22 protein-coding genes and 2 pseudogenes are annotated in these 24,113 nt (G+C 58.9%); 13 read left to right on the top strand and 11 right to left on the bottom strand.

Annotated features, from left to right (window positions below):
• Positions 1–189: 189 nt before the first annotated feature.
• The 4 genes from IEW00_RS15125 to IEW00_RS15110 all read right to left on the bottom strand — a co-directional run bounded on the left by IEW00_RS15125 (position 190) and on the right by IEW00_RS15110 (position 3,172).
• On the bottom strand, positions 190–783 hold the full coding sequence (locus IEW00_RS15125; RefSeq protein ID WP_188515265.1) for a GntR family transcriptional regulator: 594 nt from the start codon (positions 781–783) through the stop codon (positions 190–192).
• A complete protein-coding gene (locus IEW00_RS15120; protein ID WP_188515264.1) occupies positions 780–1,646 on the bottom strand; it encodes a phytanoyl-CoA dioxygenase family protein in 867 nt (288 codons plus the stop codon). Before IEW00_RS15120 ends, IEW00_RS15125 begins: the two co-directional genes overlap by 4 nt.
• Positions 1,643–2,266, bottom strand: coding sequence for an acyl-homoserine-lactone synthase (locus tag IEW00_RS15115; RefSeq protein ID WP_188515263.1), 624 nt, complete (start codon positions 2,264–2,266; stop codon positions 1,643–1,645). The genes IEW00_RS15120 and IEW00_RS15115 overlap by 4 nt, the downstream gene beginning before the upstream one ends.
• A 153-nt stretch (positions 2,267–2,419) precedes the next feature.
• Positions 2,420–3,172 carry a helix-turn-helix transcriptional regulator gene (locus tag IEW00_RS15110; RefSeq protein WP_188515477.1) on the bottom strand — a complete coding sequence of 251 codons (753 nt, stop codon included), beginning with the start codon at positions 3,170–3,172 and terminating at the stop codon, positions 2,420–2,422.
• Between the two features lie 791 nt (positions 3,173–3,963).
• On the opposite strand from IEW00_RS15110, the gene IEW00_RS15105 reads away from it, so the two are divergent.
• Entirely contained in the window at positions 3,964–4,875 is a 912-nt protein-coding gene (locus IEW00_RS15105; RefSeq protein ID WP_188515262.1) for a hypothetical protein, read from the top strand.
• A 139-nt stretch (positions 4,876–5,014) separates the two neighbouring features.
• Here the strand turns inward: IEW00_RS15105 and IEW00_RS15100 are convergent, their stop codons facing one another.
• Together IEW00_RS15100 and IEW00_RS15095 are read right to left on the bottom strand one after the other, a co-directional pair.
• The gene (locus IEW00_RS15100; RefSeq protein WP_188515261.1) at positions 5,015–6,337 is read right to left on the bottom strand and encodes an SRPBCC family protein; all 1,323 of its coding nucleotides are present in this window, start codon (positions 6,335–6,337) and stop codon (positions 5,015–5,017) included.
• Complete coding sequence (locus IEW00_RS15095) at positions 6,334–7,296, bottom strand: acyl-CoA desaturase (RefSeq protein ID WP_229737076.1); 963 nt, start codon at positions 7,294–7,296, stop codon at positions 6,334–6,336. The genes IEW00_RS15100 and IEW00_RS15095 overlap by 4 nt, the downstream gene beginning before the upstream one ends.
• Before the next feature lie 89 nt (positions 7,297–7,385).
• Between IEW00_RS15095 and IEW00_RS15090 the strand changes: the two genes are divergently transcribed.
• Both IEW00_RS15090 and IEW00_RS15085 read left to right on the top strand, forming a co-directional pair.
• Positions 7,386–7,748: a metalloregulator ArsR/SmtB family transcription factor gene (locus IEW00_RS15090; RefSeq protein WP_188515260.1), complete on the top strand. Its 363-nt coding sequence runs from the start codon at positions 7,386–7,388 to the stop codon at positions 7,746–7,748.
• Between the two features lie 584 nt (positions 7,749–8,332).
• Positions 8,333–8,632, top strand: a pseudogene (locus IEW00_RS15085) (DUF938 domain-containing protein); the annotation flags it as partial.
• Between the two features lie 108 nt (positions 8,633–8,740).
• On the opposite strand, the gene IEW00_RS15080 reads toward IEW00_RS15085, so the two are convergent.
• Together IEW00_RS15080 and rtcR are read right to left on the bottom strand one after the other, a co-directional pair.
• Positions 8,741–9,826: a DUF5694 domain-containing protein gene (locus IEW00_RS15080; protein ID WP_188515258.1), complete on the bottom strand. Its 1,086-nt coding sequence runs from the start codon at positions 9,824–9,826 to the stop codon at positions 8,741–8,743.
• Positions 9,827–10,122: 296 nt separating this feature from the next.
• Positions 10,123–11,718: an RNA repair transcriptional activator RtcR gene (gene rtcR, locus IEW00_RS15075; RefSeq protein WP_188515257.1), complete on the bottom strand. Its 1,596-nt coding sequence runs from the start codon at positions 11,716–11,718 to the stop codon at positions 10,123–10,125.
• 256 nt (positions 11,719–11,974) lie between these two features.
• On the opposite strand from rtcR, the gene IEW00_RS15070 reads away from it, so the two are divergent.
• From IEW00_RS15070 to IEW00_RS15045, 7 genes are all read left to right on the top strand, one after another.
• On the top strand, positions 11,975–13,201 hold the full coding sequence (locus tag IEW00_RS15070) for an RtcB family protein (RefSeq protein ID WP_188515256.1): 1,227 nt from the start codon (positions 11,975–11,977) through the stop codon (positions 13,199–13,201).
• A gap of 34 nt (positions 13,202–13,235) precedes the next feature.
• Positions 13,236–14,258, top strand: a complete 1,023-nt coding sequence (gene rtcA / locus IEW00_RS15065; RefSeq protein WP_229737075.1) for an RNA 3'-terminal phosphate cyclase — start codon at positions 13,236–13,238, stop codon at positions 14,256–14,258.
• A 580-nt stretch (positions 14,259–14,838) separates the two neighbouring features.
• Positions 14,839–15,000 (top strand): YhhA family cyclophane-containing RiPP, encoded by a 162-nt coding sequence (gene yhhA, locus IEW00_RS17695; protein WP_373282655.1) that lies wholly within the window; start codon positions 14,839–14,841, stop codon positions 14,998–15,000.
• 12 nt (positions 15,001–15,012) lie between these two features.
• Positions 15,013–17,118 (top strand): cyclophane-forming radical SAM/SPASM peptide maturase YhhB, encoded by a 2,106-nt coding sequence (yhhB, locus tag IEW00_RS15060; RefSeq protein WP_188515255.1) that lies wholly within the window; start codon positions 15,013–15,015, stop codon positions 17,116–17,118.
• A gap of 2 nt (positions 17,119–17,120) precedes the next feature.
• Positions 17,121–18,107 carry a hypothetical protein gene (locus IEW00_RS15055; protein ID WP_188515254.1) on the top strand — a complete coding sequence of 329 codons (987 nt, stop codon included), beginning with the start codon at positions 17,121–17,123 and terminating at the stop codon, positions 18,105–18,107.
• Positions 18,100–18,573, top strand: a complete 474-nt coding sequence (locus IEW00_RS15050; protein WP_188515253.1) for a GNAT family N-acetyltransferase — start codon at positions 18,100–18,102, stop codon at positions 18,571–18,573. Before IEW00_RS15055 ends, IEW00_RS15050 begins: the two co-directional genes overlap by 8 nt.
• Before the next feature lie 82 nt (positions 18,574–18,655).
• Complete coding sequence (locus IEW00_RS15045; protein ID WP_188515252.1) at positions 18,656–19,741, top strand: glycosyltransferase family 2 protein; 1,086 nt, start codon at positions 18,656–18,658, stop codon at positions 19,739–19,741.
• Between the two features lie 217 nt (positions 19,742–19,958).
• Here the strand turns inward: IEW00_RS15045 and IEW00_RS15040 are convergent, their stop codons facing one another.
• The 3 genes from IEW00_RS15040 to IEW00_RS15030 all read right to left on the bottom strand — a co-directional run bounded on the left by IEW00_RS15040 (position 19,959) and on the right by IEW00_RS15030 (position 21,783).
• A complete protein-coding gene (locus IEW00_RS15040; RefSeq protein WP_188515251.1) occupies positions 19,959–20,492 on the bottom strand; it encodes a hypothetical protein in 534 nt (177 codons plus the stop codon).
• Between the two features lie 709 nt (positions 20,493–21,201).
• The gene (locus IEW00_RS15035; RefSeq protein WP_188515250.1) at positions 21,202–21,552 is read right to left on the bottom strand and encodes a hypothetical protein; all 351 of its coding nucleotides are present in this window, start codon (positions 21,550–21,552) and stop codon (positions 21,202–21,204) included.
• A 12-nt stretch (positions 21,553–21,564) separates the two neighbouring features.
• Positions 21,565–21,783, bottom strand: coding sequence for a helix-turn-helix transcriptional regulator (locus IEW00_RS15030; RefSeq protein WP_373282654.1), 219 nt, complete (start codon positions 21,781–21,783; stop codon positions 21,565–21,567).
• Between the two features lie 418 nt (positions 21,784–22,201).
• Here IEW00_RS15030 and IEW00_RS15025 point away from each other — a divergent pair, with 418 nt between their 5' ends.
• From IEW00_RS15025 to IEW00_RS15015, 3 genes and pseudogenes are all read left to right on the top strand, one after another.
• A complete protein-coding gene (locus IEW00_RS15025) occupies positions 22,202–23,092 on the top strand; it encodes an ArdC family protein (RefSeq protein ID WP_229737073.1) in 891 nt (296 codons plus the stop codon).
• Complete coding sequence (locus tag IEW00_RS15020; protein ID WP_188515248.1) at positions 23,089–23,337, top strand: RNA polymerase sigma factor; 249 nt, start codon at positions 23,089–23,091, stop codon at positions 23,335–23,337. Before IEW00_RS15025 ends, IEW00_RS15020 begins: the two co-directional genes overlap by 4 nt.
• 54 nt (positions 23,338–23,391) lie before the next feature.
• Positions 23,392–24,054, top strand: a pseudogene (locus IEW00_RS15015) (nucleotidyltransferase); the annotation flags it as partial.
• Positions 24,055–24,113 lie beyond the last annotated feature (59 nt).

Here is a 24,113-nt window from a genome sequence, read left to right as displayed (position 1 = left end):
GACAGTCACATGATCCGTTGCGGCCGCTTGTCCCTGCATGGACAGGCGCTCATGATGCCTGGCGGAATATTCCGCACCGCGCGGCCAGATCTGCGGGGTGCTCTGCAATAATGTCAGGAAGCGGTTGCAAGGACAACAGAAAGTGCTTTTCGCAGATAGTATTGAAATGGAGCGTGCAGAAATCCTAATTCAGCCGGTGATATGGCGGATATAGGCATCAGCCTGCCGCGCGCGCCGCTCATGATAGTGGAGAAGCACCATTCGGATTTCTGGCAGGCCCCCGCTGCCTGACAGCGCCGTTTCGAGTCTGCCGAGCTCTTCAGCAGTGTCGTCGAGGACGGCGACATCAGCGATCCGGATCGGGAGAAGCCGGTCACCCAGCCCTGTGACAGCGATGGTAAGCTCGGTATTGCCGGAACGACGGGCGATCTCGCGGAACAGCGACCCGAACCCGTCAGAACTGTCATTCTCGCCGTCCAGCGGGGCGATCGGACTGCTGCTTTGGGTAGCCACGGCAGCGAGAATAAGGACGAGATGCAGTTCTAACATATTGCGCAATGCGCTTTCAGTCATTCGCGGTACGTGAAATCCCTCGCCATGCTCGAAATCCACCATCCGCTCGCCAGCCAGCCTGTACAGGCTGTCGCGCACCGGCGTGACGCTGACATGCAGCTGATCTGCGATTTTTGAAGCCTCGAGCCGCGTGCCTGGCGGCCAGTGACCCTGCATCAGGCGCCGCCTGATCGCCTCATAAGTCGGCTCGATGACATGTGCGGGGCTCACCTTGCGAGACGCTGCTGTTCGGCAAACTCAGCCAGCATTGCAGTCTGATCGGGACGCAAGGAATCCACTGCAGCAAGATGCTCAGGCACGATATCATCAAGCAGTACGGACGGGCACTGGCCTTCATAGTTTCCGAGATTGGGCCGGTGCTGGACATAGCCTGCCAGAGCTGCAAGCTCGGGCGGGAACGTCCGGGCGACAGCGGGTGGATAGGCCAGCCAGAGGTTCTCATAAGGTTTGAGCCATCCAAGGCTGTAGCCGATGACGATCCCGCGCCTGACGCCGTTCGTCAGATTGGCACCCGCACCATGCGCGGTCGAGCCCAGGAAGCAGATCGCCGCTCCCGGATTGCATTGCGCAGTCACAGGCTCCCCCGGGTCCTGCCTCGCCAAACCTGCTGCGCCATGGCTGCGCGGATAGATCTGCGTTGCCCCATTGTCTGCGGTGAACGGTGTCAGCGGCCAGATCACATTGACGAGATATTCATTCGTGCCTTTCTCACCGTTCCACATGTCATGGTCGCGATGGGGGAACTGGCGCAGTTCTCCCGGATGAATCTCAATCGCCTGAGCAACATTGAGCTGGATCCGGTCGCAGGCTTCGCCGAGGATAGCCTGCACTGCCCCGAGGATGGTTTTTTCGAGCACGAGCGTGTGAGCATGAACCGATCGCCTGAGGAGGCCACCGAAACGTTTAGTCCTGCACCCATAGAAACTGCCCTGGCCGAAGGGCGTGGCAGCGAACACACGGTCCAGATCGTGAGCCAGCGCATCGATCGTGGTGCGAGGAATGAGATCGGGCACGATGCAAAAGCCCGTATCGAGCAGCGCAGCGGCCAGCTGTTCGGACGATATCGTGCTCATGCGACAGGCTCCCGGCTCTCGACGAGCTGCAGTGACAGGGGGGCATAAATTCCCGTGCACTTCAGACTGGCGCGTGTTTCGTTATCGATCCGGATCGAAAGGGCTCCGATCTTTGATCCTATGTCGCCCTTCGGTTCTCCCAGCGGCTCACAATGCCAGCCGAAACGCAGGATCTGCGCCAGCCAGCCAAGTTCGGCAACGCCCGTGTAGCAGCCGATGCCTTCGCGCAGCGCATGGTCGACCAGCGCCGTGACCAGCTGGTTGCGCGCAGACAGGCGCGACGCTGAATCCTGGTCCCTGTCGAGGCAGAACCGCGAGATCTCCAGGATGGCAGGACCCCTTGGCACCTCGCCGTCGCACAGATGTGGGTACAGATCGCCGAGGATATGCGGGCCTGTACTGGGCAGAAGCCTTGCCGAGGCGCGGTGCTGTCCCTCGGCGCCGAGCAGGATCAGGTAGCGTGCATCAGGTGTGTCGAACTGATCGATCTCAAACCTGTCCTCCAGCACCGGCAGATCCCAGCCCAGCAGGTCGACGAACACCTGCTTTCGGGCGGCAAACATGGCGCGCATGGCCTCCTTCTGGCATGAAGGCTGAACCCGGGCGGAGACATTGATCATGGCTGTTCCTTTGAGGACTGTTGTCCTTCAGACAGACCACGACCGCGCATTTGCTGGTATACCAGTTTCAGGGGATGGGGTGTTCCGCCGCTGCCCGCCGTTTCAGAGGCAGCGAATTCGCTTCCACCAGGATTCCCCGGACTGGCAGGGCACTCAGGCTGGCGTCCACCAGTCGAAAATATCGGAGAACCCGATGAGCCCGTCGAACAGCGCGCACAGGATCAGCATCTGGCGGCCGTGCACATCGTATCGTTCGCGGGCATTTTTGAGGTGCTGGACTACCGTCTCCTCGCTGATTCCCAGGATTGCTGCGATTTCACCTGCTGTCTTGCCACGCGCCGACCACAAGACGCATTCGCGTTGCCGCTCGCTCAGAACAGGCCTTGGATCAACAGGTTTTGATCCACTGATTCTGCGTGCGGCAGCCAGGGCGGTTGCGCCGACGATTTCGGCACAGTGAAGGACATAGTCAGGCATATCCCGCTCGCAGCCGATGACGAAGGTACAGGTCCCGCTCGCTTCGCCGACGAGGTGCCTTGGCACCGTATAACCATCGGCAAGGCCATTTTCGCGGCCGACCGCCAGCATCTGCCTGTCCCCGGTGGTCAGCGGAATATAGTGCTCGAGCTGGCGCCAGCTGAACCCGGTTAGCGCGCGCTCGCCGGCTCGGCGCACCGGGTCGGCCTTGCCAAGATCGAACCCGTTGTACACTGTGGCCCAACTCTGAGGGTAGTTGTGCACCAGCAGATTGCCGGGCTCCGACAGACCTCGTCGGTCATATGTCAGTGCGAAATGATCGAAGTCCATCAGCGCTGTCGCCTTTTCCAGCGCAGCAAAGAGAGCGACTTCATCCGTCGCGCAGGAAATCTCCTGCGACAGCTCCTGTGTCAGGTGCCATTGGTTCACGTTCAAAAACCCGGCAGCAGGCGCGGTTCCGACACGTCGACCCTGCAAGCCACCCCTTCAGATCGGCAATCTCCGGTTCCCGTCCGGAATCGCCGAATGGTTGATGCACCATGTGCCTCTGTTTATCCCATCATTATGCTGCTGTTACCGCAGCCCGCGATCTAGCGATGGCGACAGCTAGGATAGCTTATCAGCCCAGGTTTTTACGGGAAAGTCTCTTGAGATGAGAGTTTGGACCAGTATTGGTTCTATTGCGACGCAGTAACTAAAAGTCGCTGGGGTTCGCGACGTCGGTGAACGATTAGCGCTACGTGATACGCGCGCTCGATGCCAAAGGGGTACGATGTCGGCGGTTGCGCGGGTGCTGCACAGCTCATGCTAATATATCAGGCGTTTGCGGTCGGCGCCCGTACCCGACCCATAGCACGCCGTTCTGGCAGCTGCTGCGAATAGCTGCTCTGCAGAGACTGCTAAACGGAAGCTCCAGAGCGGCCAGTCAGGTTTGCGCCCTAATATCGGTCATTGTAGCTCGCCCCCCGTTTGCCTGAAAGCGGACATACTTGCCAATCGTAGCTGGGTATGGGGCTTAGCGGGTTATCGAGATGGCCGCGATTTGCGGCAGCTGTTCCTAAGACCGAGCGTAGGCCGTTTGCCCGGTAGCCCCGATCGTTGAAAACCATGCCCGTTGAGGTTGGCGATTTCTTGCTTTCGGAGGCGCGCAGGGGAAATCAGGCAAATCGGCGTTTGATAGTTCGCGTGACTTTTGAAGTAGGACAGGTCAAGCTGTGCTGGTGAACCTGACCTTGCGTAACGTCCCTCACTGGAAAGGCCGACCTCACGTCGTGCTACGGCCAATGTCTCCATTTGGCCGGTATTGGGCAGACCCGATCCGCTTGGTGGAGGCCGTAGCCCATCAAACCGAGAGCATCATGTTTACCGCGTGCCGTCACATTCCAAATGCAAAAGACCGGGAATACTATACCGAGTTCGATGACCTCGCGGACGTCGAAGTTCGATTCCTCTCCGCTATGGTTATGGCTCTTGGCTTAGACGAAGGTGTCGTGGCTCCGTACCCGGTGTCGGACTCTTTCGCCGTCGAATACAACGGGCCGCTACACGACCATGACTTCCTACGAAAGGCGGGAGGAGCTTTGCAAGCGGAAATCGAGGGGATGCGCCGCTTTGCTACCTCGCCACCGATTGTGGCGAGCGAAGGAGCCCCATTTGAGTATCATCATTTACCGCTGAGCCTTACAAAACTAGCAGACGTATTTTCAGCGGTTAGCAGGGACGACGATCTTATGATGCGGGGACTTCATGCCCTGCTAAAGTCTCGAATGATTGCGATGCACTTCGAGCTTGCGGAAGAAGCAAATTACCCCCTCTACGTAGCTTTAGATGCTCTATTCTCGCTTATTCGGCGACAACTTATAAAGATGGGCAACCCCAACCCATCATCATATGACGCCCAGGCTTTCGTTCACCATCTTTTTGATGAGGATCAGTCGGGCATGCGCTTCTTTGAAGAGTTCTATGACGATAGAATCATGACAATGCACCCGGAGAATCGATACGGCATTTTCCGCCATGCACCGATCTCGCATTGTGATTTTCACTCGCTGTTCGAAACGGTGCGAGAGGTTTACCGTGAAATTGCCCTTTTCTCGAAAAGAGCTTCAGCAAGCAACAACACTCCAGACTGAATAGATCGTTTGCACGAACGACCAGCTAAGTACAGAAACGGTGATTCCTGCGGTCACATTTTTGAGCCTTCTCTCAAGTGTTTGGTAGACCGTCACGGCTTCCAGCGGAGCAAGCCATAGTACCTAAAGAGCATCACTTTCAGGTGTGGTCGAGTTCGGATTTGGCTTTGATGTCGGTCAACACACGGCTGACATTCTCGTGGATGGTAAGCCGCGCGATCGGCTCCCAGTAGGGCACGGGGTCAATCCGAAGACGGTGTTCTGAAGAGATTTTCAGCCGGGTGCGGTTGCCCGCCAGCGGCACCAGCACAAAACGCGTTTCGCCGGTGGTGAAATAGCCCTCAACATGTGGGGCATGCACACGGCGATAGGGACTCATTTCCTCCATTGCCGGCGCTTCATCCTCGACCCTGAAAGCCAGCAACCTGTTCGGTTCCCATTCGGTCACGACCTCGATTGCCGTTCCGGTCGAGAACACGCCCATGCGAGTTGCGCCGAGCCCTTCATCTTTCAGCGTGCCCTTGATTGGATAAGCGAGGCCCGCCAGCGCGGGAAGACCCGGTACTGGAGCGATCGGTTCCGAACTGATCAGCGCCTGCCAGACTTGTTCCGCGGGTGCTGCAATCTCGATATCATATTGTGTTACGATTGGCGCATCGGGCGGCATGGCAGCCTCCAGCATGAAGACCATCGGCAAGATGGCGACGCTGGCGAGCGGGGTGCGCCGATTGTGGCGTGCGATCGCTAGCCCTCTGCCTATGACCCCGCCGAGCATGACGATAGGGATTGCCAGCGGTGCCGCGAGGATGATGCAGACAATCCCTTCAAGGGCGAGAACGACGAGGGCCAGACTTCCCAAACCCGCTGCCGCAATCACCAGCTTCATGGTGGTCGATGCACCAAGGTCGCTCTGCTCATTCACCAGGTAACCGCACGTTATCCCGACGAGGAAGGGAGTCATGACGAATAGCCCATAACCGTAGGCGCCAAAGGTCACGGCAGAAATCAGCACCGCAAGTACGACGAGCGCGATCCCGGCAATGAGTCCCATCGTGACGTTTTTCGCCGAGGTCGCTCTGGATTGCTGCATTTCATCAACCGCTTTGCGCGCTGGGAGCACCGCGTTGAGCAGGATGGCTCCCAGCTGCAGTACCGGGACGACGCTGCCCACCGCGAGGATGAAACCCCGGTTTGTCCGCCGCGCCAGCTGGAAGGACATCAAGGCCAGCAGCCACGCCACCAGCAAGGAATAGGCGAAGATGACGGCGCCCCAGATCGGCGGCAAAGATGATATCGACATCGCACTACTGAGCGGCGTCAGCCAGAATTCGACATCAAGCACTCGTTCAACGGAGAAAGCCTTTATCGCGCCCCAGGCGACCAGATTCTGACTGGCGATCAGGGCAAATGACGCTGCAGAATAGGCCGATCGCCGCACCAATTCGGGCCAACCGGCGCTCATGTCCGGGCCTCCGTCAGACCTTCCGCGGCTTTGCTAGGCGGCGAAGCGACGCGCTTGATCGCCTCGGCCCGGTCAAGCTGCTCCGGCAGCACGATATCCCAAGCAAGACCCGCGCGCCGAAGGAGGCAGATGAAGGCATAGCCCCAATCCGACTGGCCAGGGTGGATGCCAATCCGCGCTGAACCGGGGTAGGCGTGATGGTTGTTGTGCCAAGCCTCACCCATGGTCGGGATGGCGGCCCATGGCACATCATGCGCCTGCACACCTGCATCCACGACCTGCCAGCTTTGCGGCCCTCGTGTATGGGCTAGATGGCCCACAAACCAGTGCCCGGTCACCGATACCGTCACCCGGACGCAAACGCCCCAGATCACCCAACCCCATCCACCGAGCAGAAACAGCAGCGCGGCAATCGGCAACTGCTGCAACATCCATGTCCGTTCCAGAAAGCGATAGAATGGGTCGCGCCCGGCACCTCCAAGATCGAAGCCGGGAGGATGGTCGAGTATCAGGCGACAGTGGACCTGCCAGATATAGTCCCGCAACATCCCACCGCGATGCGCAAGGTAATCATGGCATTGCGGATTTCGCTGCGCCCAATCGCGCAGGTCATGGGTGCGAATCATCCACAAGGGGCCGCTCATGCCCACGCAGGTGCCGATCCAGACCAGCGCACGCTCAAGCCACAGCGGGCAGGCAAAACTGCGATGGATCAGGCGGCGATGAAATCCCACACTGTGCCCCAGCAACAGTGAGGCACCGGTCAAAATCACGAATGCCAACACTGCGTCCCAAGTCAGAAACACCGGGCCAAGCACAAGTGATGCGCTCAGCATCCCGCCGTTCCATACCGAATGCACCGGGTCCCAGCGCACCAATCCGTGGACAGGCTCGCAGCCGGGCACCTCAACGAGGCTGTTTACCCGGCAACGGTCTACCAAGTCGCCCTCGATCTCCACTCGCCACTCCCTTACACAAAGTATTTAACTTATGGCTTAATCGTCTAAAAGCGCTTGTCAAGCGATTAGCTTATTCCTTAAATAGGACCATGCAGAAAACTTTCGAAGCGCTCGCCTCGACGCCAAGGCGCAAGATCCTTGCTTACCTATCGGAGGCCGAACTGAACGCGGGCGAGATCGCCGCGCGCTTTGACATGTCGAAGCCCGCGGTTTCCCAACATCTCTCGATCCTGGAAAACGCTGGCCTAATCGCAAGCGAGAAGCGCGGGCAATTTGTCTATTACCGCATGATCCCCGAGAACCTCGTCAACACACTCAATTCCTACGTGCAGGAAGTATGTCCGGTTTCGCGGCCATTGAAGCGTGAAAGTGCCGAACTTTCAGGAAAGAGTGACCGCCAAAGCAAGGGCGACAGACCAGAGCCACCAAGTGCGGCCGGCGATGCCGTGTAAAGATCACCAGTGTTTGACCGGACGTTCAAGAATCTGCTCACAATCGGTCGCTTACGCCGGATCGGCGCGCATCCAAAACTGGTCAGGCAGCTAACGCAGCGATGTCGCCAAAACCGGAAATTCTTTTGCCGACCCCATTGCTGACTTCAGAATCTTGCGGCAGAAGTGAAGGATGCGAGTTTGTTTATCTCTAACCGTCGCGCTAATGGCGATTTCATGTTCGTCGAACAGCTCCGCAGACTCGAAGTTCGTTCGTTTGGATGATCTGCGAATTGGTGGTGATATCGACACAGTTATATTAGATGACGCATTACGTCGACTCGATCCAGAAGAACGCAAAACCTATGATCGGTATGATGAGACAGCAGGGTTCTATTTCGAGGGACAAACGAAACATTGCATAGTGATTGTCGTGTTGCGACGCGGTGTTCTCATTCATCGTCCGTCGCCCGCATTCTGCTACGACAAAACCACCAATAAGTTCCTAGACCGACTCTGACGATACGGCAGCTTTCCACCCAGTTTCGGTCATCCAGGCGACAGATTCGAGGTCCTGAAAGCGGACCCGCAGGAGCCTGCCGTACATCAACATGGTGCATATCAGCCCGTGGGATGCGACGCTGGGATTGTTCAAGGGCTGCGCCCAGGTGCTCGCTGAGGGGGCGCCCATTATTCTCTATGGGCCGTATCTCGAGCGGGGCGTGGAGACGGCAGCCTCCAATCTTGCGTTCGATGACTCGCTCAGGGCGAGAAACCCGGCATGGGGCCTGCGCCACCTTGATGACATGGATCGCGTAGCATCGGACCATGGCTTCGCGCGCACCAGCCTCCACGCAATGCCAGCCAACAATCTCACGCTGGTTTACCGGAAGCGTTCGGCGTAGCGCGAGTTGAATCGTTGCTATGTCCGCTCGTGATAGGTGCGAGAAAAAAGCTGCCGTTCGGCAAACGACCCTTTGCGGACGAAGACGGTATCGGCAGGTGAACGCGATCTATCTTAGGATCGTGTCCGTCGAAACGATCTCGATGTCGCTCATCATGCCGAGATAGGCTTCCAGCCAAAGCTTATGCGTGGCTCCGACGATGACGAGAACACGTCCACCAGGAGCGCGCGCGCTGGCTTCGCGGATGTTAGCGGCCATCCTGAGGTTGCGGGATTCCCAGGCAGCAACCCGCTTGCGTCCCACGTTCCCCTCGGTCCGCTCCTTGATCGCCCCCAGCCATTCGATCTCGGAAAGACGGCGCTCGATCCGGTCGTCGTTGAGCTTCCGATAGGCGGCGAGGGCGGCTTCGGGCGTTGTCATGTTCTCAATCTTGCCACGCTCCTTCGCAGCAGGGTCCGCGTTGTAGCGTTCTGCCACAACTGGAAAGACCTTCTGGAAAAACACATCGGATTCCTCCGGTGTGAGGACATCGTCCTCCTGCGAATCAATTTGGTAGACGCGCTCGAGCCCGAGCCGCACGGCGAGGCTAGCGGCAAGCACTACCCCCTCCTCGCGTTCCAGCCCCAGCTCCTCCAGCAGCGCGGCCAACCGGCGCGATACACCATCGCCGGGAACCCGCTCGGAGGAGGGCAGCCGCCACCATTGCACCAAGGCCGAATAAGGATCGCCCGAGGCGGCGAACAGCGCGGTCGACCGGCGCCTCGCAGCGGGCGTCGGATTCTCGCCAACCTTGCCAAGATGCCTCCGCAGCTCGGCTTCGGCCTGCGGCATATCCATGTCGAGCGACAGTGCGGCGATCGACGACATCAACAACGCACGCCCGGCGTAGGCGGCAGCCGCCTCAGGATAGACACTGCGATAGGACCATAGCTTGCTGGTCGTAGGTCCCGGCTGGTTCTCGATGGTGATGACATCGGGTTTGAAGGATGCGAGCCGGTCCAAGAGAAGGTCGAGGACCTTGGGGTCCCATCCTTCCGCCGCATCGCTCAGATGCGTGGTTCCCAGAACCACCACCTGCGTTGGGTTCTCGATTTCGCGTCGATACTCGCGAGGACTGAACTCCTGCGCGCTGGTGTCCGCGGCTCCGAGAAATGATGCAAGGCAGATAAGCGACAGCGCAGCGAAACCCTTCATGTTTGAACCCCTTGTGACCGGCATAATAACTGCGGCTTCCTTAGGACCGCACGTGCATCACGCCATTATCCGACGTCAAAATATTTCGCCCTTGAGCGGTCAACGCTCTGCAACACAGGCAGGTGAAGCCTTCTCGGTGGGCAGCGATCGGCGAAGCAGCTATCCGGGGAGCCGCCATTCCGATATCCACCCACTTGTAGCCATGGGACGCCGTGCGGCCGCTGCCTGAAAGCCGACATGCGGCTTCGGCCGTTTCGTAGCTAGGACCTGCCCTTCAACAACCGGCCCAAATCTGGTCATTTGTAAAGCAGCAGCCGATCGAAGCTCAGCCCAAATCGCGCGAGATACTTGCGCAAGCGATCAGCGTCGTTCGTCGAGCTGCGCCGCTGGCGGGAGGCGGCAAACAAGGTTCGTCCTGCCTCCGACAGGCTGGCGCTCCGGCGGCAGACACGCACCACCTCCGCAAGCTGCGCGCGGTCGAATGCATCCACTTTGGTCAGTTCCTCCTCGCCCAGCACCTCCGCAAGGACGTCAGGCTCGGACGATGCCCCATTCGACCATAGGAACTTTAGGCGCGCAATTTCCTGCTCAACGGTCTCGCGATCAATCCGACCGGAGGGGGCCAGCGTCGCCATACGGGTGACGCTGGCCGAGAGATCACGGAAATTGCCCTGCCATGTCGCCGCGGCGCTTGTGGCGAACGCAAGATAGGTCTCTCGCGCCTCCTTGTTGAAGGTGACGCGCAAATCCTGGGCCGCAGCGAACCGGTCCATCTCGTAGTCGAGATTGGGCTCGATGTCCTCGGGCCGTTCGGCAAGGCCGGGCAGGCGGAAGGTCCAAAGATTGAGCCGCGCGAACAGATCCTCGCGGAACCGTCCTGCCGTCACCTCGGCCAGCAGCTCACGGTTGGTCCCCGCGATGAGCTGGAAGCGACTCGTTACTTCCCTGTCCGCGCCAAGCGGCAGAAACCGGCCTTCCTCGACCGCGCGCAGGATCATCGCCTGCTCGTCGAGGCCAAGCTCACCGATCTCGTCGAGAAACAGCATGCCGCCATCGGCACTGCGCAAAAGCCCGGCGCGCTCCGTCATGGCACCGGTAAAGGCCCCCTTGCGGTGCCCGAACAGCGCCGACATGGCGCCGTCGCCCTTGAGAGTCGCGCAGTTGACCTCGACAAAGGGGCCGGAAAGGCGGTGGCGGCTTGCCTTGAGCTCGTAGATGCGGCGGGCGAGCTGGCTCTTGCCGGCGCCGGTCGGCCCCATCAGCAGCATCGGAGCCGCGCTACGTGTGGCGACCCGCTCGATTTCGGCGATCATCCGGTTGAAGGCCGCGTTGCGCGTCGCAATCCCGCTCTTGAGAAGCGCAGCGCTGTCTTCCTGCGCCTCGGCGAAGCGGCGGGCAATGCTGTCGTAGCGCGACAGGTTGAGGTCGATCGCATTCCATGTTCCCGCCGGGTCAGGCATTCCACGCGGCGGCTGGGTCTGAAGCAGCTTGGCAGGGATGAAGCGCGCTTCGGCCAGCAGAAACAGGCAGATCTGCGCGACATGCGTGCCGGTAGTGATGTGGACAAGATAGTCCTCCGCCTCGGGGTCGAAGCTGAAGCCCTGCGCGAAATCGAGTAGGCCGGTGTAAACCTCCTCGAAATCCCAGGCATCGTCGAACTGGACCAGATGAGGCACAACTTCTGTCTCGGGCGAGACCGAGGCGATGTCGGCGATCACGAAATGGGCGAGATCGGCATGCTTTGCACCGTGCAGCAGCACGAGGCGATCGACCCTTAGGTCCTGGTGCATGCACAAGCCGACGGTGGGACGCCATTTGTGCCAGCGCGAGGAATCGCGCTTGCTGCCATCCAGCGTGCTGCCCAGAAACCCGATCACCGTTGTGCGTGCCATGCCTATACTGTAGGATAAAAAGCGATAGGGTGCGATAAGGAATTGCAGGTTGCGCCAAAATGGCTGCATACGAGCACAGTGCACGAAGTCGTTATTTTACAGTCATATACGCAGTTCAATCGAACATACGGGTCGTTTGGCACGGTCGCTGCAACGCTATCAGCGCCGGGTCCGTCAAACAGCCCGGCAGCGAGCGGTCGGGGTGGCCGGAATGGGCCGGCCACCCCAGGAGACTGCCAAAGCAGGAACCGAAGCGATGACCATGACCGGATACGAACTGCACGAAGTCGAAGGTGGCGCGCCGATCAAGGCATGGACCCGCGGCGTTCCGGTGGACGACAAGGCGCGCGCGCAGCTTGCTCGTGCGGCGCAGATGCCGTTCATCTTCAAGCACGTCGCGGCGATGCCGGATGTGCATGTCGGGATCGGTGCGACCGTGGGTTCGGTAATCCCGACCAAGGGCGCAGTCATCCCCGCCGCTGTCGGCGTAGACATCGGCTGCGGGATGATGGCCGCACGTACCTCGCTCATGGCAAGCGACCTGCCGGACAATCTCGAAGGCATCCGTGCCGCAATCGAGCGTGCTGTGCCTCATGGGCGTTCCTCGGGGCGTGGCGGGCGCGACAAGGGGGCATGGGGTGATCCGCCGTCAGAGGTGATCGAAGGATGGGCGACGCTGGTGCGCCGGTTCGATCGCATCGTGGCGAAATACCCGCGGCTCGCACGCACCAACAATCTGGTCCACCTGGGCACGCTCGGGACCGGGAACCACTTCATCGAACTGTGCCTCGACGAGGCGCAAGCCGTGTGGGTGATGCTCCATTCCGGCAGCCGCGGGGTGGGGAACGCGATCGGAACGTTCTTCATCGAGCTCGCCAAGCAGGATATGCGCAAGTGGCATATCAACCTGCCCGATGCGGACCTCGCCTACTTCCCGGAAGGGACCGACCACTTCGACGACTATGTCGAGGCGGTCGAGTGGGCGCAGGACTTTGCGCGGCTGAACCGCCAGGTCATGATGACCCATGTCATCGCCGCCCTGCGGTCGCAGATCGACAAGCCCTTCGAGGCGGCGTGCGAAGCGGTGAACTGCCACCACAACTACGTGACGCGCGAGAACCACTTCGGGGAGAACGTGCTCGTCACCCGCAAGGGTGCGGTGCGTGCTGCTAAGGGAACGTTGGGGATCATCCCGGGTTCGATGGGCGCCAAGAGCTTCATCGTGCGCGGGCTGGGCAACCCCGACAGCTTCGACAGTTGCTCGCACGGAGCTGGGCGCATCATGTCACGCACCGAGGCGAAGAAGCTGGTCACACTCGATGAGCATATCGCCGACACGGCGGGTGTCGCCTGCCGCAAGGACGAAGGCGTAATCGACGAGACCCCGCGTGCATACAAGCCGATCGAGAAAGTGATGGCCGCACAGGCTGATCTGGTCGAGATCGTGCATACGCTGAAGCAGGTGGTGTGCGTGAAGGGGTAAACCCCTTCGCGTCGCCATTGGAAGACAAAGAAGAATGACCATGATCACTATCGACGGCTCCGAGGGCGAAGGCGGCGGGCAGGTGCTGCGCTATGCCTGCGCGCTTTCGCTCCTCACCGGAGAGCCCTTCATCATCGAGAAGATCCGCGCTGGTCGCGATCAGCCGGGGCTGATGCGTCAGCACATGACCGCGATCGAGGCCGCCTGTGCGGTGGGCGGTGCGGAGTGCGAAGGGCTCGAGCTCGGCTCGAATCGCATCACCTTCCGTCCCGGACGGGTGTCGCCCGGCGAATACCGCTTCGCGGTGGGCACCGCCGGATCGACCGCGCTTGTGCTCCAGACGTTGCTGGTGCCGCTGGCGCTGGCTGGCGCGCCCTCGCGCCTCGTGATCGAAGGCGGCACACATGCGGCGATGGCACCGCCTTTCGATTTCATGGCGCGCTGCTTCCTGCCCGTTTTCGAGCGGATGGGGCCGCGCGTTTCGGCGACCATCAAGCGGCACGGCTTTTTCCCGCGCGGCGGTGGACGGATCGAGATCGAAATCGATCCTGCACCGCTGCGCAGGATAGAGTGTCTCGCCCGGGGGGATCAAGTTTCACGCGCCGGAACAGTTCTGTTCGCATCGCTCGACGGCGATATTGCCAGGCGTATCCGCAAGGCAGCGCTCAAGAACGTGCCCGGCTGGGCGGACGACGACATCACGGTTCGCGAATTGCCCGCTGATCAGGGGCCAGGCGTTGCCCTGCTGCTGGAAGCCGGTTTCGAGCATGTCGCCGAAGTGGTTTCGGGCTTCGGGAAACTCGGTCTGTCTGCCGAGAAGATCGGGGTGACTGCGGGCAAGCGCATGGCTGGCTACGAGGCGTCAGGCGCCTTCTGCGGCCCCTATTTGCAGGATCAGCTGCTGTTGCCAATGGCTATCGCAGGAGGCGGGGCGTTCACCAGCGTGAAGATCAGCGACCACACGCGCACAGCAGCGAAGCTCATTGAGCTTTTCACGGGGCGCAGTATTCGTTTTGGAGAAGATGGGCATAAGCGGCAACTGGTAGAGATCGGGTAACCACCACACATGCGGCCATTGGATACCCTGCAGCAACTGTCGGAAAGCCGACATGTGGCTTCAGACCTATCGTGGCAAGGACCGGCCATTCAACAACCTTCCCAATAGCGGTAGCGGCCAGCAGGTATGTCCAAGTTGCGGCTTTAGTGATCTTTGGCTGCACTCTGCCTGGAGCCAGTCATTCCCATCGACAACTATGAGCGCCTGCTGCCGAAAGAAGCGGCCGATTGGTGTCGTCAATGCCGACGATCGGCACAGCGATCTCATCCAGGTTGACAGGGGCCGGGGCCTCACTGCCTGTACAAATTCATGGTACGAATGCTAACTAAAATACACCAATCGACGTGTTTGAAATACCTCAGGATCGCGGCGCCGCAAATTTCAGAATTCTGCCTAAGCTCCCGGGTACTATGCTGGTGGCAAATGTAGAAAATATTTCTCGGCATTCCGGATTGCTCCAGCCCTAAAGGGCGCGCCAAAAGGTAACATTCACTACAGCGAGGATTGCTCCAAAATGGATGGAGTTTTCAGTTGAACACCTTGGGCTGGAGACTTAGTCTACCGCCCTAAGGAGAACGTCATGGCTGCAGTTGACATTGAACACGTACGAGTGAGTCTTTTGAAATCGAAGACCGTTAATCCGGCCCTTCAGCGTCTCCAGGCACGTATTGCGACAGGTGCGAAAGCCAGCGAGCTGATCACGAGCTACGATCGGATGCACCACCGACACAATCGTTCCTAGGACGGCATCGCTATGAGCGGGGCGACCATCACGTCGTTCCTGGTGAAGGTAGCATCGAGATGCAATCTCGATTGCGATTACTGCTACGTGTATCATCATGCCGACCAGGGATGGCGAAAGCTACCGCGGTATTTATCAGTTGCACACCAGGATGCGTTCGCAGACAGACTGGCTGATTACGCTCGCGAAGCCGGGTTGAGCCGTATTGCCGTGATATTCCATGGCGGTGAGCCTTTACTTATGGGACATGCGCAGATTGTCGACCTGGCAGTCAGATTAAGATCTGCAGTCGGCGAGGTGGCTCAGCTGGACATAGGTCTGCAGACGAACGGGCTGCTGCTCACTGATGACGCCCTCGATGCTTTCGAAGCCGAAAACATCGGGGTCTCTTTGAGCATGGACGGGCCGCGCGAAGCTCAGGACCTTCACCGTACGTCGCGCAAGGGTCGATCGAGCTTCAATCGCGCCCTGGCCGCCCTTGAGCGGTTGAAGCAACGTCCGAAAATTTTCGCAGGAGTAATCGCGGTCATCGACCCGGCAGTCTGCCCATCAACCCTGCTCGATTTTTTTGACCGCCACGCAGTGCCCAAAATTGATTTTCTTTTGCCGGATGCGCATCATGGCACACTCCCGCCCGGTCGCGCTACCGATCCGGGCCTTTATGAACGGTGGTTGATCCGCGCTTTCGACATGTGGCTGGATCACTATCCTCAGCTGGCAGTAAGGACGTTCGAGGCGCTGCTTGATGGGGCTGCGGGGCTCTCTTCAGGTACGGATGCGTTCGGTTTTGGGGACGTCAGTCTGATCACACTTGAGACTGACGGGACATGGCACGATCTTGATGTTCTTAAGGTTGCTGGCGAGGGGGCAAGCAGGCTGATGGGCACGGTTGATGACACCGCGATTGCAGTAGTTGCATCTTCCCCGCGACTGGCTTTGCATCGCCATCTGCTGACCATGGATGGGCTATCACCAATCTGCCGCGAATGTGATGTGGTCAAAATCTGTGGTGGTGGAGCTGTCCCCCATAGGTTTCGTGATGGCGGGTTTAGTAACCCCACTGTGTACTGCACTGAAATGCGGGCCATTATTCGGCATGTGGTTCGCCGGTTAAATGAGAGCCTGGTTGAAAGCATGCGAGGGTCGGATGAACCAGCCAGCTTCGACATCGCGGCTTTTGAATTTGCCGAGCTGAGCTCAGCAATAATGAATGAACTGGCTAAGACTGCGTTTGATGCAGATCTCGACGGATTGCGTCATGCAATGACTGACGCCGGCTATCGGCCTGACAGTTTCGAAGATGATGTACTCGAGAATGTTGCCCGCCGGGCAGGTACAATTGGCTGGCAAAGGGCGCGTAGTCTGATTGGCAGCGGGCGACAGGTCCGCGATGTGGATGGCAATCCGATAGATGTTGATGACACCTATCTCGGTTGGGTCCTTGGTCGTGCAAGCGATTGTGAGAGGCTCGAACTGGGGGCAGCCGATGAGTGGCTCCGCAAACCGTTCGGAACAAGCATCGTGTTTGAGCCAGAGGAACTCTCTGCTAACGGTAGAGACCTCGTAGTGCAGGCATTAGCGATCATAGACGAGTGGCGACCTTCAATTGGCGCAGAACTGCGTAGTATCTGTTCGGCTGTCCAGTTCATTCGGGACCCTTCTGCTCATCCTGATAAAATCGTCTCCTTCAGCGATGATTCCGTTCCAGGCGCCCTTTTTGTGTCAATTTATCGGAGCGACGGTCTTATTGATGCCTACGATCTCGCAGATTCCCTTGTTCACGAGTATCGACATCAGAAGCTCTATCTGCTCGAGCGCCTGTATCCCACTTCCAGACCGGGCGCTTTGGTAGCTTCGCCATGGCGTGAGGATCTCAGGCCGGTGTCCGGACTCATTCATGCAGCATTTGTGTTCGTTGAGCTGCGCCGTTTCTGGCGACATATACGGGACGCCGGGCCGGAGCGTCTTCACAACCGCGCAATTGCTCAACTTGAAGACACCGAACGAAATCTTGGCGAGGCTTTTGAGACGTTACGTAGCTGCGATCTGACGAGGGTGGGCCGCTCTCTGGTCGACATTCTGGAAAGCAGCGGGCGGCAACTGCCGCTTGTCGCCTGATCGTGCTGATTCCTGAAACCCTGTTGCCGCACGACCTGCACGGCAGACACGGCCGGTTACGGGAATATTTTCACGATAAGGATGCCACGGCGACGCTCGTTGGCGATTATTGGCAGATCAAGCTTGAATGGCCCGATGGCACGCGCCGTCATGTCGACCCAATGATTGAAGCGGCACTCACAGATTGGAACAGTATTCCGCTATCGGGCATGGGCCTCGCGCGTCAACGTTCGGGATCAGTGCTCACGGCACTTTATGACACATGGACACTTTTGAGCTGGAGTGAGTGGGCGAAGAGAGCAGGGGTGACGGCTGACGACCGTATAACAGTTCTTCACCTTGACGATCATCGCGATCTTGGTTCCCCCAGGCTTGATATGATTGAAGACGGACTGGTTGACATGATCACGAACCAGCCGTTCGATGTCACGCTACCACACACTGTTCTGGCTGCGTGCGAGAGTGGCGCGATAGGCATGGGGAGCTTTATGACGCCCTTCCTGCTTGCATTTCCAAACTGTGACGTCCGGCAGCTCGCCCAGCCGCCCAAGGTAACAGAAACCCGGGACTGGGCTTTTTTGCCTTCCACTTATTCGGACGACCTGCTTCGTCCGGGGCACCTCCGTCCCGCAATCTTGCTTGAATCCGTCATTGGCACCGGGCCCGGGCGATATCGCGCAACGAACAAGCTTGACGACTGGCTCGATGGGATAGGCCCGGGGCCAGTTTTGCTTCATGTTGACATGGACTACTTCAACAACCGCTATGATGGCGACGGTGACTGGCCTGATCGCCACCCTCGCCATGACCCGCCCCTTCAAGATGTCGTCTCGCATATAGATGAAGTGGTCGCCGCGTTAAAAGGCGCAGACGTTCTTCGCCGCGTGGAGGACGCAGTAATAGCGTTTTCACCAGGCTTTTTCCCGGCAGAGATGTGGGCCACCGCAGGGGCGCGACTTGGTGCCGGGTTGGCTGAGCTTTATGACTGAGGAGCCGCGCCCGCCTGTTCAGCGGAGGCGCAGGCCCGCCCGCCCGACCTCAAAGCCAAAGGTCATTGTGCCACCAAAGGGAGGCCCAAAAATCGACGCAGCTCGTATCACGCTGATTGCGAAGCGGGCAAGAAAGGGAAAGGGCGACGGGAATGAGGGCGAGTACTGGGAAATTCAGTGCGATGGAAAACGGGCAGGCGAAGTTTTCGTCAATCTCATCGACGAACACCCGGTCGGAGTACATGCATCACTTCAGATTTTTCTTAACGCCAAAGCTCAGGGCCAGGGAATAGGGCGGGTAGCCTATCGGCTGGCGGCTGATGCAAGCCGGCACGACCCGATTTATCTTCACATGCGCAAGTCAAACGATGCTTCCCGGATTGCTGCCGAGCACGCGGGTTTTTTTGACGTGTCCCAGCCTGAAATCATCCAACGGATCATGAAACGGCACAGGAATAGTCCATGATCACAGAAGCCGCGATGTCTCGCACAAAAAAGCAGGTCCCAATCGACTGTGATCCGGAGGCGAGCTTTTGTGAGGTTAAAACGTGCTGACCTTCATCGTGATGCCATGCCTGAATGAGGTGGGGTATATCGAGCATGCGGTCCAGTCACTTTTGCAGCCAGAGCATCACCGCCCGCCTGAGGTCCAACTTATTGTCGTAGATAACGGGTCAAATGACGGCACAATCACAATCCTGCATGATATTGAAAAACGATACGCGGGGCGTGTCACCATCGGTCATGAAAGTCGCAGAGGTTATGTGCCACCGCGCTGTACCGGAGTGCGTATAGCGACTGAAATAGCTTCAGCCTGTGGGAAGCGGTCATCTGACGTTCTGATTCTCCAGGCAGATGCGGATACCCAATATCGCAGCGGGTATGTCAGCGCGATGCAATCTGCCGCAAATGCGGCCGGATCGGGCGTCCTTCTCGAAGGGGCAACAAGGCACCCCTTGGAGTTTGTGACAGACTATCCCGGCTACATTGCCGCTGAATGCCTGTATGATACAGGCTTAGAGAGACTTGAAGCAGAAGACGAAGACGATGTTGTCGTAGATGATAAGGTCTGTGCCTATTGGCTGTCCGACTACGAGCTTTGGGGAGGGCTTTTGGAGGAAACCGACCAGGCGGGAGATCTGCTACACGCTGAAACTTCGAGAATGTTCATCCGCGCGCGACTGGCTACCGACGCGCGCAAGGCGCGCGTTAATCTCGCCGGTGCCGACCCTTCGCGTCGCAAAGTAATCGAGGACCCTTATCTTCACTTCGTGACCATGGGGTTCCCCAGAACGCATTCATGGGTTGAACGCGTTAAAGCTAGCGGAAAGCAGCAAGACATCGAGGAATTTGCCCTGAGTGTGATGCAAGGCCGCGAAGCAACAGCCACTCGTCTTCGTCAGGCCCATTTGCTGGCGCTGTTCCGGTATCTCCCGGCCCTAGTTTCTGCCGTCGGTAAGCCGCAACTGGAGAGTTATCTGACGCCGCCCGATGTGCAGGCAGCGCTGAATGCGATGCCCCGACGAACCAGAGCCGAGCTGATCGCCGCGCCGGGGCTCGCAATAGAAGACGCGTTGCAGCTAATCGATACACGCCCCATGCTTTTCGACCAGTCGTTCACAGGGGTCGATTGAGTTCTCTGACGGCCGGATCTCATCTTCTTGATACCACTTTTGCTGAACCGATGACTGCCCGAAAGCCGCGTGCAGGTCTGTGGCCGACAGGATGGGAGTATTCCGGATTGCTGCCTTTTCGGGTTTGAACGGTCCACCTCGTGGGTCATCGGCGACTATAGCGAAGGCAGCTGTCATGACTAAGCGCACGTTCCTATCAGGCAGGTGAACATTGCCGTCAAAACGGAATTGGCTCTGCCGTGATGGCATTAGCCATCTGGCCGGGCAGCATGACTGCTGAACGGCCCGATACGACCATAGAACCTAGCAACGCGCCGACGCTGTTGCCTCGACCTTCCTGCCGGTGAAGGCCGGTTAATTTGTAATTCCTTCCGTTCAGTGTGACGTGATCGAATGTCACTTCGAACTTGCCCGATTTGCCGCCAATTGCGCGACCGGTTTTCCAGGTGATCGTGCCCTGAACCAGGCTACCTCGCGGGATAGCGATGATTCCGCCCTCGACGACATCAGCAACGACGCTGAACTGAAACTTGTCGCCTTCCTCGATACGCTTCGAGGTGATTTCGGCAAGTTGCGAGACGGTCAGAACCGTACTGGGCGGCACGGAGCGGGCCGATGGCGCTGCTTGAGCAGCGGCTGGCGTTGCGACAGGTGCAGCTACCAGAGAAGGCGAAACATTCTCCTGTGCCAGCGCGACTGAAGCCGGGCCTACGCAGAAAACGAGCGCCAGAGCATATCTGTTCGACGACATTTAATTTCTCCCGCCTGCAACATACCGTAAGGAACAGCCTGCGCCCCGTCAGCTGTCCTGTCAAACGGCACTTCAACCGATCTGATTTTTGCTTCCTGAAGGCGGTTAACGTCAGGCAGGTCGCTTCTTGACGTTCACGAATAGTATTCGCACGCCAGTCAGAGTTTCACGATTGCCGGACGGGTTATTTGTCTGCTCAGAGCGACTGCCAGGTGGAACCGAATTGGAAGAATTGAGATGTCTCACCCGACACGTTCGAGCCCGAGGTTGGCGGCAACAAGCCGACCAGAATCGAACATGTCTTCAGTACACATCCCGCGGCATTAGACCGTGCCGCATCGCATGTTCGGATTCGCCGAACCGCAGCGTCCCGTCGGTTCCCATTGTCTGTTTAGTCAAGGTTATGGCCAGCGCGCGACGTTCACTCTGAACGCTTGAAATTCGTGTGCACAATATTGGAATGTCGGGTGAAATTTAACCTATGTTCATCTATTCCGGCTAATCACTCGATTTCTCCGAGCTAAAGCGCCTTGCACTGCACGATTTTGAGCAGTCAGGCAGATGCTGGCATGGCGGTGCAGCCTGACTGCGGACGGCTCGCCAAAGTGCGCCGAGACTCGACACGACGGCAGCGAGGCCCAGCAGAAACGATCCATCGATAATGATCATTGCAGACTCCTTCCTGTGGAGCCATGTTCTATGTTTGTTCTTAAGTAGGAAAGTTGATTCTGCAATGAACATCACGATTTTGCGTGTGCCGGGGTAGCCGCCCCTTCAAGCCAGCGGCGATATCGAGGCCGTGCTGCAAGTCCCGTTTGACGATGATGACCGCTTTCTTGTCTGGATCAGCGATAGCCCATTGCTGCTGGGCACCTATGACGAACAGCTGCGATGTGCCTAGTCCGTAGCGCGCGAAGGCGCTGCCATTGTGCGGATCAAAGACCAACGCGTTGTTTCCCATTGGTCCGTCGAATGGATCACCGTCGGAATATACAGCGGCGTCATGATCGACCGTGCTGCGCCTGCACCCCTGCCACTGCTTCCGGAGCTCGATTTCCACGCTGCCTGATCGTCAGTCGCTTACCTCGTAGAACATCGGATTCCTCAGCCATTCCTCGATAGCCGATTTCCGCCATCCGCAGCATCGCTCGGCGAGCTTGACCTGCCTTGGGAACGTGCCCGCCTGGATCTTTCGGTAAAGCGTCGCTCTGGAAAGCCCGGTGCGATCGAGCACTGTGTTGAGCCTCAGGAACCTTTCGGGTGCATGGGATGCCATGGCCATTGTCTCCATCCTGTGATATGATCTGCTCCTGCCTGCGACTGAGATTGGCGATGTGCCGCTGCGCGTCAATCGAGCCACCTGCGATGATGTCGCAGGCAATAGGGCAGGGGAGCGCTGCTGGCTGATCGCCGGATACGGCAGCGTAAGCAGAATATTTCTGCTCACGGCGTCTCATCGTGTTTCATCATTCAGCAGCGCATCTGCGGTCGCAGCAAAGCTGCGGCGTTTGCCCCGCTCGGGCGGGACACCGGGGGCCGTCAATCGCCTCTAGCCACGCCAGGCCACCGCTCAACCCGCGGTGCGGGTCCTCCTCTTCGTTGCGGTGCTTAGCGCATGCGCGCTGTCCGTTGCAGCGTGGCTGCCAGCTCTTTCTCGCCGCCCCCCAGCGCCCCTTCCGGGCCGGGGCCGGATGGAAGGAGACAAGGCCATGGAAAACACTACCACCCGCAACAGCCTCTATTCTGAGGTCACACAACGCATCATCGCCGAGCTCGAGCAGGGACGGCTTCCCTGGGTCCAGCCCTGGGACACAGCACTCTGCGGCTGTACCATGCCGCACAACGCAGCAACCGACCGGCGGTACTCGGGCATCAACGTCCTGATCCTGTGGGCCGAAGTAGTTATGAGGGGCTACGGTTCCCAGCGCTGGCTGACCTACCGCCAGGCGAAGGCCGCTGGCGGCAATGTCCGCAAAGGCGAGAAGGGTACCACCGTCTGCTATGCCGACCGCTTCACGCCGAAGGCAGAAGCCGAACAGGCACGCGGCGAAGACCGCGAAGCCAGGACCGTTGCTTTCCTCAAGCGGTTTACGGTGTTCAACATCGACCAGTGCGAAGGTCTGCCCGAGGACATGACCGCAGCTCCGGTTGCGACCGATCCGGTGCTCGCCATCGCCGAGGCCGATGCAATCATCAGCGCCAGCGGTGCAACGTTCAACATTGGCGGCCATGCTGCGTTCTACAGCCCGTTTCACGACTTCGTTCAGGTGCCGCCACAGGCCGCCTATCGCGAGCCGATCAACTGGTATCGCACTGCGCTCCACGAGCTCGGTCACTGGACCGGCCATGCCAGCCGGCTGGACCGCGATCAAAAGGGTAGCTTCGGTTCTCAGGCTTATGCCCGCGAAGAGCTTGTTGCCGAAATGGCAGCCGCGTTCACCTGCGCATCACTTGGCATTGCACCGACTGTCCGCCACAGCGATTACATCGCATCCTGGCTCACAGTCCTGCGCGAAGATGACAAGGCCATCTTCCGCGCCGCCAGTGCGGCCAGCAAGGCCGCAGATTATCTGCTGGCCCTCACGGGAGACGCAGCATGAGCCCGCGTCTTTCCCGAGCCGAACGCCGGCAACTGCGCCGCGCCGAGCGCGCCGTCGATAATATGTCGCCAATGCAGCGCGAGATCTTCCTCGGCATCCGCGTCGATGAGCTTAGCTATGCGGAGCTTGGCAAAATCCACGGCATCACCGTTGCGCAAGTCGAGCATCACTTTGCAGGCGCGCTGCGCATCCTCGACCGGCATATGCACGAACGCCACCACAAGTGGTGGCAGTTCTGGCGATGATCGCCCGCTTCCGCCTTGCCAATCGACCCGTGCAGCTACAGGGTAAACAGGACCATGCGAACCGACATCGATCATCTCCCGGCCAACAAGCAGCGCGAGCTCGAGCGCGTAAAGCAGATCATCTTCGAAGAGTTCGAAGACGCCCTCGCGCTTGCCACGCACCAGTGGAAGAAGAAGGGCCGGATCGAGAAGCTGATCCTCTACGGCAGCTATGCGCGCGGCGGCTGGGTCGATGAGCCGCACACCGCCAAGGGCTATCGCTCCGACTTCGATCTGCTGATCATCGTCAACGACAAGCGGCTGACTGAGCGCGTGGATTACTGGCTGAAGCTCGAAGACCGGCTGATCCGTGAGCTTGCCATTGACCGGACGCTGCACACGCCGGTCAATTTCATCGTCCACACGCTCCAGGAGGTGAATGATGGACTGGCGCATGGCCGCTACTTCTTCATGGACGTAGCGAAGGACGGTATTGCACTGCACGAGGCGGATGACCGGGCGCTGCATACGCCCAAACCCAAGACGCCCGATCAGGCGCTGGCCATGGCAAGGGAGTATTTTGACGATTGGTTTCCAGTAGCCATGCAGCGCTTCGATTTGGCCAACACAGCGCGTGAGAAAGGGTTTCTCAAACCGGCAGCATTTGATCTCCATCAAGCGACTGAGTTTCTATACCATTGTGTGTTGCTAGTGACGACCTTCTACACGCCCCATATGTGGACGGCCCCTCGCTTACAAGGTTCAAGCAGCAGCTGATCGGATGGTTTGCGTTCATA

Origin of the sequence: Blastomonas aquatica (assembly GCF_014639875.1) — a bacterium.
Taxonomy (GTDB): Bacteria; Pseudomonadota; Alphaproteobacteria; order Sphingomonadales; family Sphingomonadaceae; genus Blastomonas; species Blastomonas aquatica.
Note: the sequence above shows the minus strand (reverse complement) of the source record. Positions and strands in the feature narration are given on the sequence as shown.

Excerpts from the sequence above, each read along its gene's own strand:
- IEW00_RS15120 (WP_188515264.1), bottom strand. The coding sequence starts at position 1,646 with ATGAGCACGATATCGTCCGAACAGCTGGCCGCTGCGCTGCTCGATACG.
- IEW00_RS15115 (WP_188515263.1), bottom strand. The coding sequence starts at position 2,266 with ATGATCAATGTCTCCGCCCGGGTTCAGCCTTCATGCCAGAAGGAGGCC.
- IEW00_RS15100 (WP_188515261.1), bottom strand. The coding sequence starts at position 6,337 with ATGAGCGCCGGTTGGCCCGAATTGGTGCGGCGATCGGCCTATTCTGCA.
- IEW00_RS15090 (WP_188515260.1), top strand. The coding sequence starts at position 7,386 with ATGCAGAAAACTTTCGAAGCGCTCGCCTCGACGCCAAGGCGCAAGATC.
- IEW00_RS15080 (WP_188515258.1), bottom strand. The coding sequence starts at position 9,826 with ATGAAGGGTTTCGCTGCGCTGTCGCTTATCTGCCTTGCATCATTTCTC.
- rtcR (WP_188515257.1), bottom strand. The coding sequence starts at position 11,718 with ATGGCACGCACAACGGTGATCGGGTTTCTGGGCAGCACGCTGGATGGC.
- IEW00_RS15070 (WP_188515256.1), top strand. The coding sequence starts at position 11,975 with ATGACCATGACCGGATACGAACTGCACGAAGTCGAAGGTGGCGCGCCG.
- rtcA (WP_229737075.1), top strand. The coding sequence starts at position 13,236 with ATGACCATGATCACTATCGACGGCTCCGAGGGCGAAGGCGGCGGGCAG.
- yhhA (WP_373282655.1), top strand. The coding sequence starts at position 14,839 with ATGGCTGCAGTTGACATTGAACACGTACGAGTGAGTCTTTTGAAATCG.
- yhhB (WP_188515255.1), top strand. The coding sequence starts at position 15,013 with ATGAGCGGGGCGACCATCACGTCGTTCCTGGTGAAGGTAGCATCGAGA.
- IEW00_RS15050 (WP_188515253.1), top strand. The coding sequence starts at position 18,100 with ATGACTGAGGAGCCGCGCCCGCCTGTTCAGCGGAGGCGCAGGCCCGCC.
- IEW00_RS15040 (WP_188515251.1), bottom strand. The coding sequence starts at position 20,492 with ATGTCGTCGAACAGATATGCTCTGGCGCTCGTTTTCTGCGTAGGCCCG.
- IEW00_RS15030 (WP_373282654.1), bottom strand. The coding sequence starts at position 21,783 with ATGGAGACAATGGCCATGGCATCCCATGCACCCGAAAGGTTCCTGAGG.
- IEW00_RS15025 (WP_229737073.1), top strand. The coding sequence starts at position 22,202 with ATGGAAAACACTACCACCCGCAACAGCCTCTATTCTGAGGTCACACAA.
- IEW00_RS15020 (WP_188515248.1), top strand. The coding sequence starts at position 23,089 with ATGAGCCCGCGTCTTTCCCGAGCCGAACGCCGGCAACTGCGCCGCGCC.